At 35.1% G+C, this 15,986-nt stretch carries 13 protein-coding genes; 6 read left to right on the top strand and 7 right to left on the bottom strand.

Annotated elements, in window-relative coordinates:
- From KFZ70_RS15680 to KFZ70_RS15670, 3 genes are all read right to left on the bottom strand, one after another.
- Nucleotides 1–804 (bottom strand): carbonic anhydrase, encoded by an 804-nt coding sequence (locus KFZ70_RS15680; RefSeq protein WP_139698498.1) that lies wholly within the window; start codon nucleotides 802–804, stop codon nucleotides 1–3.
- Nucleotides 805–1,004: 200 nt separating this feature from the next.
- Nucleotides 1,005–3,371: a TonB-dependent receptor domain-containing protein gene (locus KFZ70_RS15675; protein ID WP_139698499.1), complete on the bottom strand. Its 2,367-nt coding sequence runs from the start codon at nucleotides 3,369–3,371 to the stop codon at nucleotides 1,005–1,007.
- A 21-nt stretch (nucleotides 3,372–3,392) separates the two neighbouring features.
- Nucleotides 3,393–3,761 (bottom strand): TfoX/Sxy family protein, encoded by a 369-nt coding sequence (locus KFZ70_RS15670; protein WP_139698500.1) that lies wholly within the window; start codon nucleotides 3,759–3,761, stop codon nucleotides 3,393–3,395.
- 157 nt (nucleotides 3,762–3,918) lie between these two features.
- Between KFZ70_RS15670 and KFZ70_RS15665 the strand changes: the two genes are divergently transcribed.
- From KFZ70_RS15665 to acs, 3 genes are all read left to right on the top strand, one after another.
- A complete protein-coding gene (locus KFZ70_RS15665; protein ID WP_139698501.1) occupies nucleotides 3,919–4,176 on the top strand; it encodes a DUF4212 domain-containing protein in 258 nt (85 codons plus the stop codon).
- Complete coding sequence (locus tag KFZ70_RS15660; protein WP_394344306.1) at nucleotides 4,166–5,890, top strand: sodium:solute symporter family protein; 1,725 nt, start codon at nucleotides 4,166–4,168, stop codon at nucleotides 5,888–5,890. Before KFZ70_RS15665 ends, KFZ70_RS15660 begins: the two co-directional genes overlap by 11 nt.
- A gap of 128 nt (nucleotides 5,891–6,018) precedes the next feature.
- The gene (gene acs / locus KFZ70_RS15655) at nucleotides 6,019–7,926 is read left to right on the top strand and encodes an acetate--CoA ligase (RefSeq protein ID WP_139698502.1); all 1,908 of its coding nucleotides are present in this window, start codon (nucleotides 6,019–6,021) and stop codon (nucleotides 7,924–7,926) included.
- Nucleotides 7,927–7,970: 44 nt separating this feature from the next.
- Here acs and KFZ70_RS15650 read toward each other — a convergent pair whose 3' ends face one another.
- The 3 genes from KFZ70_RS15650 to KFZ70_RS15640 are packed head-to-tail and all read right to left on the bottom strand — an operon-like array spanning nucleotide 7,971 to nucleotide 11,193.
- Nucleotides 7,971–8,636 carry a PolC-type DNA polymerase III gene (locus tag KFZ70_RS15650; RefSeq protein ID WP_139698503.1) on the bottom strand — a complete coding sequence of 222 codons (666 nt, stop codon included), beginning with the start codon at nucleotides 8,634–8,636 and terminating at the stop codon, nucleotides 7,971–7,973.
- Nucleotides 8,637–10,553 (bottom strand): DUF294 nucleotidyltransferase-like domain-containing protein, encoded by a 1,917-nt coding sequence (locus tag KFZ70_RS15645; RefSeq protein WP_139698504.1) that lies wholly within the window; start codon nucleotides 10,551–10,553, stop codon nucleotides 8,637–8,639.
- A 25-nt stretch (nucleotides 10,554–10,578) separates the two neighbouring features.
- Nucleotides 10,579–11,193, bottom strand: a complete 615-nt coding sequence (locus tag KFZ70_RS15640) for a fumarylacetoacetate hydrolase family protein (RefSeq protein ID WP_139698505.1) — start codon at nucleotides 11,191–11,193, stop codon at nucleotides 10,579–10,581.
- A gap of 145 nt (nucleotides 11,194–11,338) precedes the next feature.
- Here KFZ70_RS15640 and KFZ70_RS15635 point away from each other — a divergent pair, with 145 nt between their 5' ends.
- From KFZ70_RS15635 to KFZ70_RS15625, 3 genes are all read left to right on the top strand, one after another.
- Complete coding sequence (locus tag KFZ70_RS15635; RefSeq protein ID WP_139698506.1) at nucleotides 11,339–12,346, top strand: NAD(P)-dependent alcohol dehydrogenase; 1,008 nt, start codon at nucleotides 11,339–11,341, stop codon at nucleotides 12,344–12,346.
- A gap of 111 nt (nucleotides 12,347–12,457) precedes the next feature.
- Nucleotides 12,458–14,224 carry an ABC transporter ATP-binding protein gene (locus tag KFZ70_RS15630; RefSeq protein ID WP_139698507.1) on the top strand — a complete coding sequence of 589 codons (1,767 nt, stop codon included), beginning with the start codon at nucleotides 12,458–12,460 and terminating at the stop codon, nucleotides 14,222–14,224.
- Between the two features lie 3 nt (nucleotides 14,225–14,227).
- The gene (locus KFZ70_RS15625) at nucleotides 14,228–14,758 is read left to right on the top strand and encodes a DinB family protein (protein ID WP_139698508.1); all 531 of its coding nucleotides are present in this window, start codon (nucleotides 14,228–14,230) and stop codon (nucleotides 14,756–14,758) included.
- Here the strand turns inward: KFZ70_RS15625 and KFZ70_RS15620 are convergent.
- Nucleotides 14,755–15,960, bottom strand: a complete 1,206-nt coding sequence (locus tag KFZ70_RS15620; RefSeq protein ID WP_139698509.1) for a multidrug effflux MFS transporter — start codon at nucleotides 15,958–15,960, stop codon at nucleotides 14,755–14,757. The genes KFZ70_RS15625 and KFZ70_RS15620 overlap by 4 nt on opposite strands.
- Nucleotides 15,961–15,986 lie beyond the last annotated feature (26 nt).

Genomic DNA, 15,986 nt, shown 5'->3' with positions numbered 1-15,986 from the left:
TTAATAATGATAGCTTACAATACGGCCGTTAAGAGGTTGCTCATTCCTATAATTGTTAATTGGCATGTTGCTTTTTAACTTAAGAACCTCTTCAACTGAAAGTATTACAGGCTTTTTAAACACTATCCAGTTCACTATTTCTGAACAAGGTGGGGTAGTTAAAGAGCCACTATAAGAATAGTAGCTTTTATCATCAAGAAATAAATTAGATAGGTCAACTTCTTTATGAATCTCTTTTTTATCTCCGTTAGCCAAGGGTAAAAAACTTTCAAAAAACTCAAATAACTGACTTTCAGCACCCTCTTCACCTAAAACACCTAAAACGGTCAATTTTCCAGATTTACTTATATGCACTAGGTGTATTTCAATAGGATAGATAACCCCATTAATTTTATGTTCAGAAGGTTCATGAAAATGAATCTGTTTTAAATAGTAGGTTTCATTTTTATAATTAATAGAGTCGCCTGGTTCAAAACCAAACACTATAGTGTGCCCATTGTTATGTACATCGCTAATAAGTGTACTTGGTGTATATTGAATTTTCAAATTATTGGCACCTTTTACAGAGTCTACACTGCGGTGAATAATGTTTATTGGAGACTGTAATGACCCATCACAGTCTGAATCTTTTTCAATTTCAGTCCAATGCTCAGGTGAAGTCTCGCCTGAATAACTCCAGTGTTTTTCATGTGCTTGATGTTCATCTGTACTGTGTGTATCTACTTTAGTTTTTTTAGGTGCTTGTATGCAAGAAAATAATGCTAGAAAAACAATACTAAATAGTAAAGTGATTTTTGTTCTCATGATATAGTTATTTCATTTAATTTGAAAGCAACAAAATTAAAGATACCGTCTATCCAATAAACTTACAAAAATCAGTTTTTTACCATATTTAGGTTAAAGTTATTAACTATTTCGTTTTCGGGCTTTGTGTCCTTATGTTTTATACTATAACATATACCATATAATACAGGTTGCCAGGCTTTTTATTGTACGTCTTGTACTTATCTTCGTCTACCCGAAAATTCCATGGCTTCTCCTTTACCAAAACCATAGCTAATACCAAAAGAAATAAAGCGGCCGCGTTGTCTTTTATTATATAGAAAGAAGTTGGGTTGCGTCGTTGTTGTTTGGTCTATTCTTGAGGCAAATACGTCTCTGATGCTTAAATTTAGAATGGTTTTTCCTTTAAATATTTTTTTTCTAACCCCTAAATCGGCAAAAATATTATCCGATATTTCACTCTGAATGGTTTGGTACTTTGATCTGTAATTACCAGTGATTTCTAATTCAAATTCAGCAGGAAGTTTAAATTTTGTGCTCAGACTAGCAGACCATTGATTGCCTTTAAAATCAAAAACTTGACTTTCAAAATCTCCCTTCCTATTAAAATAATTAAAATTGAAATCACCGTTTATAGTCCACCATTTTGTTGGTATTAGTTTACCGTTTGCTTCAAAACCTGTTACTGTATTAGAGCCTACATTTTCAGGTCTTGAAATACTTACATTATTTTCAAAACGGGTAATGCGTTCTACAACATCGGTGGTATATCTGTTGTAAACCGTAAAATTAAGAGACACTTTTCCTATTTTATTGATACTTGTTATTTCATACGAGTCGGTATACTCCGGATTAAGATCAGGGTTTCCTGTTGAAATATTAAAATTGTTTCTAATGTTTGAAAAGGGGTTTAATTCTCGTAATCTTGGTCGTCTTATACGTTTTGAAAATCCTGCTTGTAATGAAAAGTTATCGGAGATTTTATAAGAGGTATGACCACTAGGAAACACATTATTGTAGTTCTTTCGGTTGTGTTCATTGGTAGTTTCAAGTACCGTTTTAAGTGCCGTGTTTTCTAATCTTGCCCCGAGTTTAATACCCCATTTTTTGCCTTCATAAGCGGCAGTGGTATAAAGGCCCAAAACGTTCTGGTTAAAGTTGAAGATGTTTGTTAAATCAGGGTTGCTTATCCATTTGCCATCTATAAAATCTTCAACAGTAAAATCATTGGTAACACCATTTATAACATATTGAGAGCCTATTTCAAGGGTGTATTGTTCTAGAAAAGGATGTGTGTAGTCTAGTTTAAAGGTATAATCTTCAAGTTTATAGTCTGTTCGTGTTTTTTGCAACGCATCGTCTCGATTCCCAATAATGGTAATATTGTTGAAATCTGAAAATTGATCTTTTCTAAAAGAACTACCTAAAGCGCTAAAAAGTAGGCTCTGATCTTTATGACGCTCAAAATCTCTTTTAAATTGCAGCTCATATCTTAATTTAGGATTTGTTGCCTCTGTAAGTTCGCTTCTTATCCATTCATTTAAAAGCGTATTGCTACCGTCAGTCTCCATAAAACGTGCATAGGCCTCTTGATCTTCAACCTCATAAGCATAGGAAGCCGAAAGTGTTACCACATTTTTTTCATTAAAATAATAGTCAGATCCAATTAAAATATTGCCAAACTTTTCATCAAAGGCACTGGATCCATAACTGCTCACAGTGCTTTGAGTGGTTAAATCACGATTTATAGTTTCATAATCACTAGGATACGTTCTAATACCAAATCCTAACTGACTAAAGAGATTAAACTTTTCGGTACGTTTGTTTAGGCTTAACCCGAAGGAATTACTTCTAGGATTACCAACATTTAATGTGGCCGAACCATTTAAACCTCTTTTTTCTGATTTCTTAATGATGATATTTAAAATCCCAGAGGTACCTTCGGCATCAAATTTAGCAGAAGGGTTGGTAATAACTTCAACCTTTTCAATCATATCGGCAGTAATGCTTCCCAAGGCATTCCCTTCGGCGCTAGCCAAAACAGAGGGTTTTCCATTAATTAATATTTGAACACCTTGACTGCCCCTTAAACTTATTTCGCCTTCAATATTTACGGTTACAGATGGAATATTATTTAAAACCTCTAAGGCACTAGCTCCCGTAGAACTTAAATCACTTCCTACATTGAATACGCGTTTATCTAGTTTAAACTCCAGTTGCGAGCGTTCGGCACGTACAACAACTTCATCTAAAGTTTGTTGGTCTTCTTCAAGAATAATAGTTTTTAAATTAATGTTGCCTTTTTTGATATTAAAATTGGTTAAGGTTTGTGATTTAAATCCCATAAAACTGATTTCAATATAAAAGTGTCTAGCTTCTGTTTTTAATTGAAATGAACCATTTTCTGAACTAATGGTACCAGTAATAGGTTTCTTTGAATTTTTGTCATTTACTGAAATGGTGGCAAATGCAATAGGGTGTTGGTTCTGGCTTTCAACAACTTTGCCTGTTATTTTTATAGAAGACCTCTGGGCCGAAACACTAAAAAGTGAAAATAAAAGAAGAACAATAAACCAAATACTTTTCATTTAGAACAAACGGTCTTTAAACTAACTTTTCTTTCTAGGTTTACTCGCTTTTGCGAGTGGATTAAAGGCTAAACATAAATCTATCCAGTAAGATAAATCAGCGTCGGAATCAAATCCGTCAGGTGTCACAAACACATAACCTTTCATAGGGCGCCCCGTAAAGTCCATTGGCAAACATTCTGGTTTTTCTATTTCATTTGTATAGGCTGTTTCACCTATTCTTGCCATAAGTAAATGATCACCATATGTTTTATCTAGATGAATGCCACAAAGCATTTTATTATCTACTTTAAAACATAAGCCCCCCATCATTTTTAATTCAGAAAATACTATGTGTTGATCTTTTAGGTGCTGACGTATTCTATCGGCCAAAAATTCATCGTAAGCCATAATGTTATTGTTTTTATGTATAAAGATACCTTTAAATATTAAATGTTTGGATTACTATGTTTTCGATATTCGAAATGTTTTGAGGTTTTTAAAAAGGTAAAGTTTTAAAAAATAATGCTATTTTGGAGATTTAATTAACTAACTAAACCAAATAACCATGTCTAACAACAAAAATGCTACGGCGTATTGGAAAGAGAATATAGGCTATCTTCTTATTTTACTAACTATATGGTTTCTAGTATCGTTTGGTGCTGGAATTTTATTTAAAGACACCCTTAATTCTATACGATTGGGAGGGTTTAAACTAGGGTTTTGGTTCGCTCAGCAGGGTTCACTATATGTGTTTGTCGTATTAATTTTTGTTTATGTTCGGCTGATGAACAAATTGGATAAAAAATATGGTTATGATGCATAGTTTGTTAGTAGAAGGCATAGGCGTTCAAAACTGGACCTATATTTTAGTGGGTGTTACATTTGCCATTTATATTGGTATTGCTATATGGTCAAGGGCAGGATCAACCAAAGAGTTTTATGTAGCTGGCAGTGGAGTATCTCCTTTAGCAAATGGTATGGCAACGGCGGCAGATTGGATGAGTGCCGCATCTTTTATTTCCATGGCAGGTATTATTTCATTTGCAGGATATGATGGTGCTGTTTATTTAATGGGATGGACAGGAGGTTATGTATTGCTGGCGTTACTTTTAGCTCCTTATTTAAGAAAGTTTGGAAAATTTACCGTTCCAGACTTTATTGGTGATAGGTATTATTCAAAAACGGCACGTGTAGTAGCGGTACTTTGTGCCTTATTGGTGTCGTTCACGTATGTGGCTGGTCAAATGCGTGGTGTGGGTATTGTATTTTCCAGATTCTTAGAGGTTGATATTAATACCGGTGTTATTATAGGTATGTTAATTGTTTTGTTTTATGCTGTTTTAGGAGGTATGAAAGGGATAACCTATACTCAGGTGGCACAGTACTGTATTTTGATTTTTGCATTTATGGTACCAGCTATATTTATTTCTATTCAAATGACGGGAAACCCCATTCCTCAGTTAGGATTTGGGGGCACGTTGGCTGAAGATTCTGGGACTTATTTACTTGATAAATTAGATGGTTTGAGTCTTCAATTGGGTTTTTCTGAATATACTGAAGGTACAAAATCTATGATTGATGTTTTTGCAATTACGTGCGCCTTAATGGTTGGTACTGCGGGTTTACCACACGTTATTGTTCGTTTTTTTACCGTAAAACGTGTTAAAGACGCTAGAAAATCGGCTGGCATTGCCTTGTTACTTATTGTGTTATTATATTCTACGGCACCAGCTGTGGCTGTTTTTGCACGCACCAATATGATTGAAACGGTTTCAAACCAACCGTATGCATCCGTGCCTCAATGGTTTAAAAAATGGGAAAGCACAGGGTTAATTGAGTTTACAGATAAAAACAAGGATGGAAAAATTCAGTATTTGGCTAACAAAGATGAAAATGAACTTGTGGTAGACAGAGATATTATGGTTCTAGCAAATCCTGAGATTTCAAATTTACCCAATTGGGTTGTTGCCTTGGTGGCTGCAGGTGGTTTAGCTGCGGCATTATCAACAGCAGCAGGATTACTTTTAGTGATATCTTCGTCAGTGTCGCATGATTTAATAAAAAAAATGATTAACCCTAAAATTTCAGAAAAAGGAGAGTTGGTTGCTGCTCGGTTATCGGCTGTTGGAGCTGTATGTGTGGCTGGGTATTTTGGTATTAATCCACCAGGTTTTGTTGCCGCGGTTGTGGCTTTAGCCTTTGGTTTGGCTGCAGCCTCTTTTTTTCCTGCTATAATTTTAGGTATTTTTTATAAACGTATGAATAAAGAAGGTGCCATTGCAGGTATGGTAGTAGGGATTACAGCCATGATGTTGTACATGATTAAATATAAACTAGGTTGGTTTGATGAGGTACTTCCAGATAAAAGTGATTGGTGGTTTGGAATTTCTCCTGAGGGCTTTGGCTCTGTGGCTATGTTATTAAATTTTATTGTTTCTATGGTTATTATGGCATTTACACCTGCACCTCCAGAAGAAGTTCAAGATATTGTAGAAACTATTAGAATTCCAAATGGAGCTGGTAAAGCCACGCATTAATCTAGGTTTAGTCTAAGTCCGTAGAATGTTTTATGTTGTTCGTAGAAAAAAGTTTATTCTATGCTTAATATTTTATTAATTTAGAAGACCTAATAAACTGGACAATATAAAGACCTTAATCAAAATTTATGAGTAATTACCATATTAAGCATTTAGAAGAGTACTACCAAGTTTATCGTAAATCGGTCAGAAATCCCGAAGTTTTCTGGGAAGAAATGGCCGAAGAACATTTCATGTGGCGTAAACGATGGCATAATGTATTAAGCTGGGATTTTTCTAAACCAGAAATAAAATGGTTTGAAGGTGCCCAATTAAACATTACAGAAAACTGTATTGACAGGCACTTGGCAACAAGAGCAGATAAAACAGCCATTATTTTTGAGCCTAATAATCCCGAGGAAGAAGCACAGCATATCACTTACAGACAACTACATGAAAAAGTATGTCAGTTTGCCAATGTTTTAAAAAGTAAAGGTATTGAAAAGGGCGATCGTGTGTGCATATACTTGCCCATGATTCCTGAATTGGCTATTTCTGTTTTAGCCTGTGCACGGATTGGAGCTATTCACTCTGTGGTTTTTGCGGGCTTTTCATCAACCGCTTTAGCCACTCGAATTAATGATGCCGATTGTAAAATGGTAATAACAAGTGATGGTTCATATCGTGGAGCAAAGACTATAGATTTAAAAGGGATTGTTGATGAAGCGCTAGAGTCTTGTTCAGGCGTAAAAACCGTATTAGTTGCGCAGCGTATTCATTCTGAAATTAGTATGAAAGAAGGACGTGATTACTGGTTGCAACCATTGCTGGATGAAGCTGATTTAGATTGTCCTGCTGAAACAATGAATTCAGAAGATCCGTTATTTATATTATATACCTCAGGTTCTACGGGTAAGCCTAAGGGTATGGTGCATACTACAGGTGGTTATATGGTTTACACGGCCTATACCTTTAAAAATATATTTCAATATAGGGAACAGGATGTGTATTGGTGTACGGCAGATATAGGTTGGATAACAGGGCATAGTTACATCGTTTATGGCCCGTTATGTAACGGAGCAACAACAATTATGTTTGAAGGTGTACCAAGCTATCCCGATTTTTCGAGATTCTGGGCTATTGTTGAAAAGCATAAAGTCAACCAATTTTATACAGCACCAACCGCCATTAGAGCCTTAGCCAAGGAAGGTGTTCACCATTTAGAGAAGTATGATTTATCCTCTTTAAAAGTATTAGGTACCGTGGGAGAACCTATAAATGAAGAAGCATGGCACTGGTATGATGATAATGTTGGAAAGAAAAAATCGCCAATTGTTGATACTTGGTGGCAAACAGAAACAGGAGGTATTATGATATCGCCTATAGCCTTTGCAACACCAACAAAACCTACCTATGCCACCTTACCTTTCATTGGCATTCAACCTGCATTGATGGATGAAAGCGGACAAGAAATTAAAGGTAATCAGGTAGATGGTCGTTTATGTATTAAGTTTCCGTGGCCTAGTATGGCACGTACTATTTGGGGAGATCATCAGCGGTATAAAGACACCTATTTCTCAGCTTATGAAAACAAATATTTTACAGGAGATGGCGCCTTGAGAGATGAGGTTGGTTATTATAGAATTACGGGGCGTGTTGATGATGTTATCATTGTATCAGGTCATAATTTAGGAACTGCTCCTATTGAAGATGCTATTAATGAACATCCAGCGGTAGCAGAAAGTGCCATTGTAGGATTTCCGCATGATATTAAAGGTAATGCGTTATATGGTTATGTAACGTTGAAGGAAACTGGAGAAGGACGGATGCATGATAATTTGCGTAAAGAGATTAATCAAATTATTACAGAGCAAATAGGTCCTATAGCTAAGTTAGACAAAATACAGTTTACTAGTGGATTGCCAAAAACCCGAAGTGGTAAAATTATGCGTCGTATTTTAAGAAAAATTGCTGGAAAAGATACTAGTAATTTAGGAGATACAAGCACCTTACTTAATCCAGAAGTGGTGCAAGATATTATAGATAATGCATTGTAAGTGTAAGTAAGAGTCCTGTAATTGTGTTTACAGGACTTTTTTTGTTATCTAGATAACAAATACTCCCATTGTAAATGCTTTCTTTTATCTAATCTGGCGAGGGTTTTTAAAAAAACAAATGCTGTAATTAAGGCATCACCACTCGCTGTATGTCTATCTGTAACAGCTACATTTAACTCGGTACATAGGTCATCCAAACTATAATGGTCTTTTAGGTTTTCCTTGTAAATGATGTGTTTTGATTTGTTAAACAACGTTCCAGTATCAATACATTCATTTTTTAATTCACCCAACCCATGTCTGGCTAGCATAGCATTCATCATTCTTTGATCAAATTTAGCATGGTGTGCAATTAATACAGCATCTTTTATATAATCCAGAAATATTTTAATAGCTTCTAATTCTGTAACCTTTTCTAGTTTATTGTTTTTAATAATTTCATGTATTTCTACCGTTTTAGGATTGAAAACATCCTGTTTTAAATACAATTCTAAGGTGTTATTTACAGGGATAGACTTTCCTTTAAAGGCTACTGCACCTATTGATAATATACGATCTTTTTTTGAATCGAATCCTGTAGTTTCTGTATCAAAAGCCACAAAGCGTGTTTCAGGAATGGCTTGTTTTTCATGATCTTTAAAAGAGGAAAGATAAGTTTCCCAGAAATCAGGGTAGCTTTTCTTTTTTTTCTGAAACCAATTGAATACCATTTAAATAAAGTTTTTTAGATCAAACCTAATTTTTAGCACTTCCTGAACTTCCTGAATAGGCTTAAAACACCGACGCAATTTTAATTTTTCTTCTTTGTTTAGGGTTTCTAAATCTATAAGTTTTCCTGAATCACCATTTTGAAGGCCTTGCTTGGTTTTAAATTTTAAAAGTGCTTTAAACGCATAAGAACAAGAGTTGTAAAGCTCTTTGTTTTCGGGTTCAAGTTCAGCTAATTTTTCAAAACGTTCTGCTGTATTATTTACATCTCTTACCTGCTTACTTAGAACGAGTAATCTGCCAGCATCAACTAAAGGCATAACAGCCCTACTTTTAATATTAAAAAGCTCTTTTTGCTCACCCGTTTTTTCAATTAAAAATTGCCTAAAGAAACCAAGGGGGGACGGACTTTTTACTGCATCTCTACCTAGAAATTTAAAAAATAAGGAGGTTTCAGCTAGAGTGTCATAAATGGTGTTTGTTAAACTGCTAATAAGCATTTTATCTCCATAAACACAATTGTAATCAAAGAAAATAGATGATAATAAAATGGCTTTTTCATCTGGTTTTAATATCCAGTGTTTAAATTGTGTTTGCCATTCAGATAGTGATTTGCACCACGCTGGATTGCTAGCCATCATATCTGCTTCACAATACTCAAATCCTACTTTGTTTAATGCGGAGGTTACCAATTGTCCTAATTTTAAAAAATAAGATTTGGTATCTTGATAGGTAGATTCATTTACGTTTTCAAAAACGATGGCATTGTCTTGGTCTGTAAATAATAATTGTTCATGACGGCCTTGGCTACCTAATGAAAGCCATGAAAAGAGCACTGGGGGTGGGGCGTCCATTTTTTTTATAGCAAGTTCAATGGCTCTAGTTGTAATGGCATCATTTACTTGTGAAATAATCTTAATGCTATGCGATATTGGAATATTTTGTTCTAAATAACGCTTTAACAGTACATTTGCTTTTAGTCGGGCAGAACGTAGTCTTCTAGTGCGTTTAGCTCGTTTTATTTCTTTTAGAATAACAGTGGGGCTGTTTCCTAAAGAGGTCAATACATCATGATGCGTGAGCACGCCTACTAGTTTCGTGTTTACCGTACCATCTTTAGTGATACACAAATGACCAATGGTGTTTTTAATCATGAGCAACTGTCCTTCGGCCACTGTTAACCCTTTTTTACCGGTAATTACCGGGGAGCTCATAATCTTATTCACTGCAGTATTTATAGGAAATAACCCTGTAGCAATTTTATTTTTTATATCACTGTTTGTGATGATACCAACAGGATTTTTGCTTTTATCTACTACTATAATACACCCAATTTTATGAAGACTCATTTTTATGGCGGCTCTTTGCACTGTAGAATCTTCGTCGCATGTAATGGGGTTTTTAGTGTAATTTGCGGTTTGAAAGTTTACTAAATCTTGTGCTTGATTAGGTAAATAATCAACAAATATTTTTCCAGCTATCTCAGCACTATAAGGCGCGTCAATATTGGATGCAAAAACCGTAATGAGGTATTTTTGAATTTTAGCATTATTGTCGGTAACACGTTGAAAAATATCAACAGGAATAGAATAAACAATAGATTCCTCATTGGCCGTAGCCGTAACTTGGTAAGGGTCTTTTGAAATTAAGGGTTGTAGCCCAAAAATATCACCTTTGTCATGAATATTTAATATATCATGAATACCTCCATTGTCATAGTGAATACCAATGCCACCATCTCTTACAACATAAATAAATTCATGTGAAGTATCCCCTTTTTGAAATATTGTGTTTCCTTTTTCGAGATAGGTAATAGTTACTTGCGAAGCAATGTCAAAAAGAAGTGTGGGCTTTATTAAATTAAAAGGCGGATAGCGTTTTAAGAAATCGCCCACTCTTTCGGCAATGGAGTTTTTCATAAGAATGATATTCCAGAGGCTGTTATTAGATTAATTTAAAATCTAATAGCAATTCACCTTCAATAAAGGCCTGTAGATGATCTCCTTTGTAATTTAAGCCAGCACCCGATGCTGGAGTTCCTGTAAAAATTAAATCACCAGGTTGTAAAGTCATATATTTAGATACATAAGCAATGATTTCACTAAAATTGTAAATCATGTTACTGGTATTACCGGCTTGTATTTCTTTACCGTTAATGTTTAGGCTAAAATTGATATCGTTAATATCTTTAAAATGTGATATTGGTTTAAAACCGTTAGCAGGAGAAGCTCCGTCAAAACCTTTTGCTAAAGCCCAAGGCCCTTTGTTAGTTCTACTTGCTGTTAAAACATCCTTGGCCGTATAGTCAATACCAATACCAATTTCACCAATATATGATGCAGCGTCGGCTTCTAAAATGTCTTTTCCTGTTTTTCCAATTTTGGCAACAAGTTCAACTTCATAAACCAATTCATTAGTAATTGATGGAAAAACAATATCCTTATTGTCTGTAACCAAAGTACTTTCGGCTTTTATAAAGATGAGTTGCTCTCCTGTTTTTAAAGCATTTATTTCACTTTTGTCATTAACGTAATTCTTTCCAATTCCTATTATTTTCATGGGTGTAAAAATTTATTTTTTAAGAAGTAAAAATAGCGAATAACAAATAATTTTTTTAAAATTATTTAACTTTTAAACCAGTGCGATTACAGGATATAATTGTATCTTATAGGAGAAGATATTAATCAAGCAAAAAACTATTGAAATGATCACTGTAAACGCTTATGCTGCTCATGAAGCAGGAGGAAAATTAGAAAAACATCAATATGAGTTACCAGATGTTTCAGGAGAATATGTTGATATTAAAGTAGAATATTGTGGAATATGCCATTCAGATTTAAGTATGATTAACAATGAATGGGGGATGACCCAATATCCAATTGTACCTGGACACGAAATAGTAGGTGAGGTTATCGCCGTTGGGAGCGAGGTTAAGAATGTTAACGTTGGAGATAAAGTTGGTCTTGGATGGTTTTCAGAATCTTGTATGCATTGCAATCAATGTATTGGAGGAAATCAGCATCTGTGTGGTTCAGCAGAAGCCACTATTGTAGGGCGTCACGGCGGGTTTTCTGATGTAGTTAGAGGACATTGGTCTTGGGCAATACCTTTACCCGAAGGTTTAGATATGGCAAAAGCAGGACCGCTTTTTTGTGGCGGAATTACTGTCTTTAACCCTATTGTTTTATCTGGAGTTCAACCAACCGATAAGGTTGGTGTAATAGGCATTGGTGGCTTAGGCCATATGGCAATTAAATTCTTAAAAGCTTGGGGTTGTGAAGTTACAGCATTTAGTTCTAATCCTAATAAGAAAGATGATATTATAAAAATGGGGGCGCATCTCGTAGTCAATTCAAGAAATCCTGAAGATTTAGAAAGTATTGCGGGTACCCTTGATTTTATTTTAAATACAGCAAACGTGAGTTTAGATTGGAACTCTTACCTAACTACTTTGGCACCAAAAGGAAAATTACATACCGTTGGGGCAGTATTAGAACCTATGGAAATTCCAGCATTTAGCTTATTGGTTGGAGAAAAAGCGTTAGGAGGAAGTCCTCTTGGAGGGATAGCTCTAACCAGAAAAATGCTCGAGTTTTGTGTAAGACATGATATTTACCCAACTGTGGAAACGTTTGATATGAGCGACGTTAATACCGCAATGAAACATCTTGAGGAAGGCAAGGCTAGATTTAGAATTGTTTTAAAAGCATAAATTTATTTGTTAACACTAAAAAAACCACTCAAAATGAGTGGTTTTTTTATGTCCTAAATTTTAAGAAATGAATTATGAAAGTTTACTTTTGTTAGCTCGACGATTAAGCGTATGAAACATCTAGCAGAACCTTCCAAGAATAAATCAAAATCAAAAGTTACTATAGCGCAGGCTTTTCAAACCATTATTTGGCCTCGGCGAAATTTGGTGTTTATAGGGCTAATTTTAATTGTAATACGCAGTTTGTCGGGTTTAATATTGCCTTGGCAAAGCAAAGTGCTTTTAGATGATGTAGTGCCTAGTCAGGATACGTCAAAGCTATATGGTTTAATTGCTATTGTAATAACAGCAATATTCGTTCAGGCAGTAACTTCTTTTGCGTTAACAAGAATTCTTAGTGTACAAGCACAATACCTCATTAGTGAACTCAGAGCACAGGTACAACGAAAAGTACTGTCGTTACCAATCAGTTTTTTCGACAACACAAAGTCAGGCGCGTTGGTTTCAAGAATTATGAGTGATGTGGAAGGGGTACGGAATTTAATAGGAACGGGTTTGGTGCAATTGGTAGGTGGTTCTTTTACCGCCATTGTTTCACTAATTATTCTTATAAAACTAAATGCGTGGATGACCCTGTTTGTTTTTATTCCGTTGTCTATTTTTGGTTATATCGCTTTAAAAGCCTTTAAATACATCAGACCTGTTTTTAGGAGACGCGGAAAGATAAATGCCGAAGTTAAGGGTCGATTGACAGAAACCTTAGCTGGAGTTCGTGTAATTAAGGCGTTTAATGCAGAAGAGCAAGAAAATAAAACGTTTGAGATTGGTGTAGATAAGCTCTTTAAAAATGTAAAAAAGAGTTTAACGGCTACAGCATTAATGACAAGCTCATCTACGTTCCTTATTGGAGTGGCCACTACTGGTATTATGGGAATTGGCGGGTATTATATGATACAAAGTGAAATGACAACAGGAGATTTTCTCTTCTTTACTTTAGTACTTGGTTTTATGATAGCACCTATCGTACAAATGAGTAATATTGGTAGTCAATTAACCGAAGCACTGGCTGGTTTAGATAGAACAGAGGAACTAATGAACATGACAGCAGAAGAAGATAATGAAGAACGAACTATTCAGCTAGATAATTTAAAAGGCGATATTGTTTTTAACGATGTGTCCTTTGCCTATGAAGAAAATAAGGAGGTCTTGCATAGCATCAATTTTAAAGCGCCGGCAGGTTCTGTAACGGCATTGGTGGGGAGTTCGGGGTCAGGAAAATCTACCATTGCTGGCTTGTCTGCTACATTTTTAAATCCTAAATCTGGTAAAATTACTATAGATGATAAAGATCTTTCAAAAGTAAAATTAAGTAGTTATAGGCAATATCTTGGTGTGGTATTGCAGGACGAATTTTTGTTTGAAGGAACTATTAGAGAGAATATCATGTTTCCAAGACCAGAAGCTTCTGAAGAAGAATTACAAAATGCAGTAAAAGCGGCTTATGTTGATGAATTTACAAGTAGGTTTGAAGAGGGACTTGAAACGTTAATAGGGGAGCGGGGCGTGAAGCTATCTGGAGGTCAACGACAACGTTTGGCCATTGCTCGAGCCATTTTGGCTAACCCAAAAATTATTATCTTAGATGAGGCTACTTCAAATTTAGATACAGAGAGTGAAGCTTTAATTCAAAAGAGTTTAAATGAATTGGTGAAAAATAGAACCACTATTGTTATAGCTCATAGATTAAGTACCATTAGAAAAGCAGACCAGATTCTTGTCATTGAATCGGGAAGAATTGTAGAACGTGGCACACACGATGACCTTATAAATCAAAAAGGAAGGTATTTCGATTTATATACCTACCAAGCTAAAATTTAAATTATGAAAGTATCAGACTTAAATAGTTCAGAATATAATTCATATTATCAAGGGTATATAGAAAGTGTATCTGCAGAACGTTCGCTAATAGATAATTTTAAGGTCTCTGGTGAAGGTGTTCTGTATTTTTTTAAACGTATTCCAGAAAGCAAATGGAATTTTAAATACCATGTAGATAAATGGAGTGTAAAAGAAGTGTTTCAGCATATTATTGATACTGAGCGGGTATTTATTTACCGTTGTTTTAGGATAGCTCGGCATGATAATACACCCCTAGCTGGTTTTAATCAAGATGATTATATAGCACCATCAAAAGCCAATGAAAAGTCTATGGAACAATTACTTGAAGAATATGAAGCGGTTAGAAAAAATTCAATAGTATGCTTACAGAGTATTAATGAGACAGATTTAAAATTTGTTGGGTATGCTAGTGGTGCTATTATGTCGGCTAGAGCCGCTGCTTTTATTATTTTGGGGCACGAAGCGCATCATCTAAATGTATTAAAATCAAAATACCAAATAGATTGGCATTAGTTGTAAATCAATTTTGGTTTTTGTTTTAAGATTGTAAAAACGAGTAGAGATAATACACCAAACATGGAGAACCCTATAAACATAGGTAACACAGAATCAACAATATATTTGCCAATAAAATTAGCAATAGGCACGGCCATTACGGTAGATACAAACCCGTTAATTGCAGCTCCTATACCAGCAATATGACCCAGTGGTTCTAGGGCTAGAGCTCTTAAATTTCCAAAGAGAAAACCAACGGCAAAGAATTGTAAAGCAAAAAATCCTACAAGAATATAAATACTAGGGTTAGTTCCAGACCAAAATAAGATAAGATACAATAGCGATATTACAGCATAAGCGATGGTAGACGCAAACGCAATACGCCACATACCAAATTTTTCTACCAATTGACTATTCATAAAAGTAGCTAAGCCTATAGAAATGGCTAAACTGGCAAATATATACGGGAACATATCGGCCAAATCATATTGGTCTTGAAATATCTGCTGTGCCGTACTTAGGTACACCATAAACGAACCCGTAATAAAACCTGATATTATAGTAAAAGCAACAGCTTCTTTGTATTTAAAAAACTCTTTAACGCCATCAATAAAAAGGTGTGATGAGAATGGAATACGTCTCTTTTTAGGAAGAGTTTCAGGTTGTCTAAGCCAAAACCAAAGCATGACGATGATACCAAAAATAAGGTTGACATAGAAAATAGATTGCCAATTAAATAAAGTCATTAAAAGTTTTCCCAGTGTTGGGGCAATTACAGGAACCAGAATGAAAAACATAACTACAATAGAAACAATTTTAGCCATATAATCACCGCTGAATGAATCGCGGATTATGGAAAGGGCAATACTTCTAGGAGATGATAAACCTATCCCTTGCAGTAAGCGCCCTAAAATCATCATGTCGAAATTTTTAGTGGTTACACATAGTATACTTCCAATAATGAAAATAATAAATCCTACATAAACCATGGGTTTTCTGCCAAAACTGTCTGATAACGGTCCAAGAACAAGTTGCCCAAGGCCTAAACCAAGAAAAATCATGGTAATGAGTTGTTGATTATCGGCGTTGTTGGTGATATTCAGATGTTGACTAATTTCAGGAATAGCAGGTAATAGAGCATCTATTGATAAGGCTACAATAGACATAAGGGATGCCATGAGAGCTACAAATTCAAATCTAAAATGTGGTTTTTGTTCCATGGCGCAAAAATAATTGAATATGCAGG

Source organism: Allotamlana fucoidanivorans, assembly GCF_045788535.1.
GTDB classification, from domain to species: domain Bacteria; phylum Bacteroidota; class Bacteroidia; order Flavobacteriales; family Flavobacteriaceae; genus Allotamlana; species Allotamlana fucoidanivorans.
This window is presented reverse-complemented; position numbering and strand designations above follow the sequence as displayed.

Excerpts from the sequence above, each read along its gene's own strand:
- KFZ70_RS15680 (WP_139698498.1), bottom strand. The coding sequence starts at position 804 with ATGAGAACAAAAATCACTTTACTATTTAGTATTGTTTTTCTAGCATTA.
- acs (WP_139698502.1), top strand. The coding sequence starts at position 6,019 with ATGAGTAATTACCATATTAAGCATTTAGAAGAGTACTACCAAGTTTAT.
- KFZ70_RS15625 (WP_139698508.1), top strand. The coding sequence starts at position 14,228 with ATGAAAGTATCAGACTTAAATAGTTCAGAATATAATTCATATTATCAA.
- KFZ70_RS15675 (WP_139698499.1), bottom strand. The coding sequence starts at position 3,371 with ATGAAAAGTATTTGGTTTATTGTTCTTCTTTTATTTTCACTTTTTAGT.
- KFZ70_RS15640 (WP_139698505.1), bottom strand. The coding sequence starts at position 11,193 with ATGAAAATAATAGGAATTGGAAAGAATTACGTTAATGACAAAAGTGAA.
- KFZ70_RS15650 (WP_139698503.1), bottom strand. The coding sequence starts at position 8,636 with ATGGTATTCAATTGGTTTCAGAAAAAAAAGAAAAGCTACCCTGATTTC.
- KFZ70_RS15620 (WP_139698509.1), bottom strand. The coding sequence starts at position 15,960 with ATGGAACAAAAACCACATTTTAGATTTGAATTTGTAGCTCTCATGGCA.
- KFZ70_RS15635 (WP_139698506.1), top strand. The coding sequence starts at position 11,339 with ATGATCACTGTAAACGCTTATGCTGCTCATGAAGCAGGAGGAAAATTA.
- KFZ70_RS15645 (WP_139698504.1), bottom strand. The coding sequence starts at position 10,553 with ATGAAAAACTCCATTGCCGAAAGAGTGGGCGATTTCTTAAAACGCTAT.
- KFZ70_RS15630 (WP_139698507.1), top strand. The coding sequence starts at position 12,458 with ATGAAACATCTAGCAGAACCTTCCAAGAATAAATCAAAATCAAAAGTT.
- KFZ70_RS15670 (WP_139698500.1), bottom strand. The coding sequence starts at position 3,761 with ATGGCTTACGATGAATTTTTGGCCGATAGAATACGTCAGCACCTAAAA.
- KFZ70_RS15660 (WP_394344306.1), top strand. The coding sequence starts at position 4,166 with ATGATGCATAGTTTGTTAGTAGAAGGCATAGGCGTTCAAAACTGGACC.
- KFZ70_RS15665 (WP_139698501.1), top strand. The coding sequence starts at position 3,919 with ATGTCTAACAACAAAAATGCTACGGCGTATTGGAAAGAGAATATAGGC.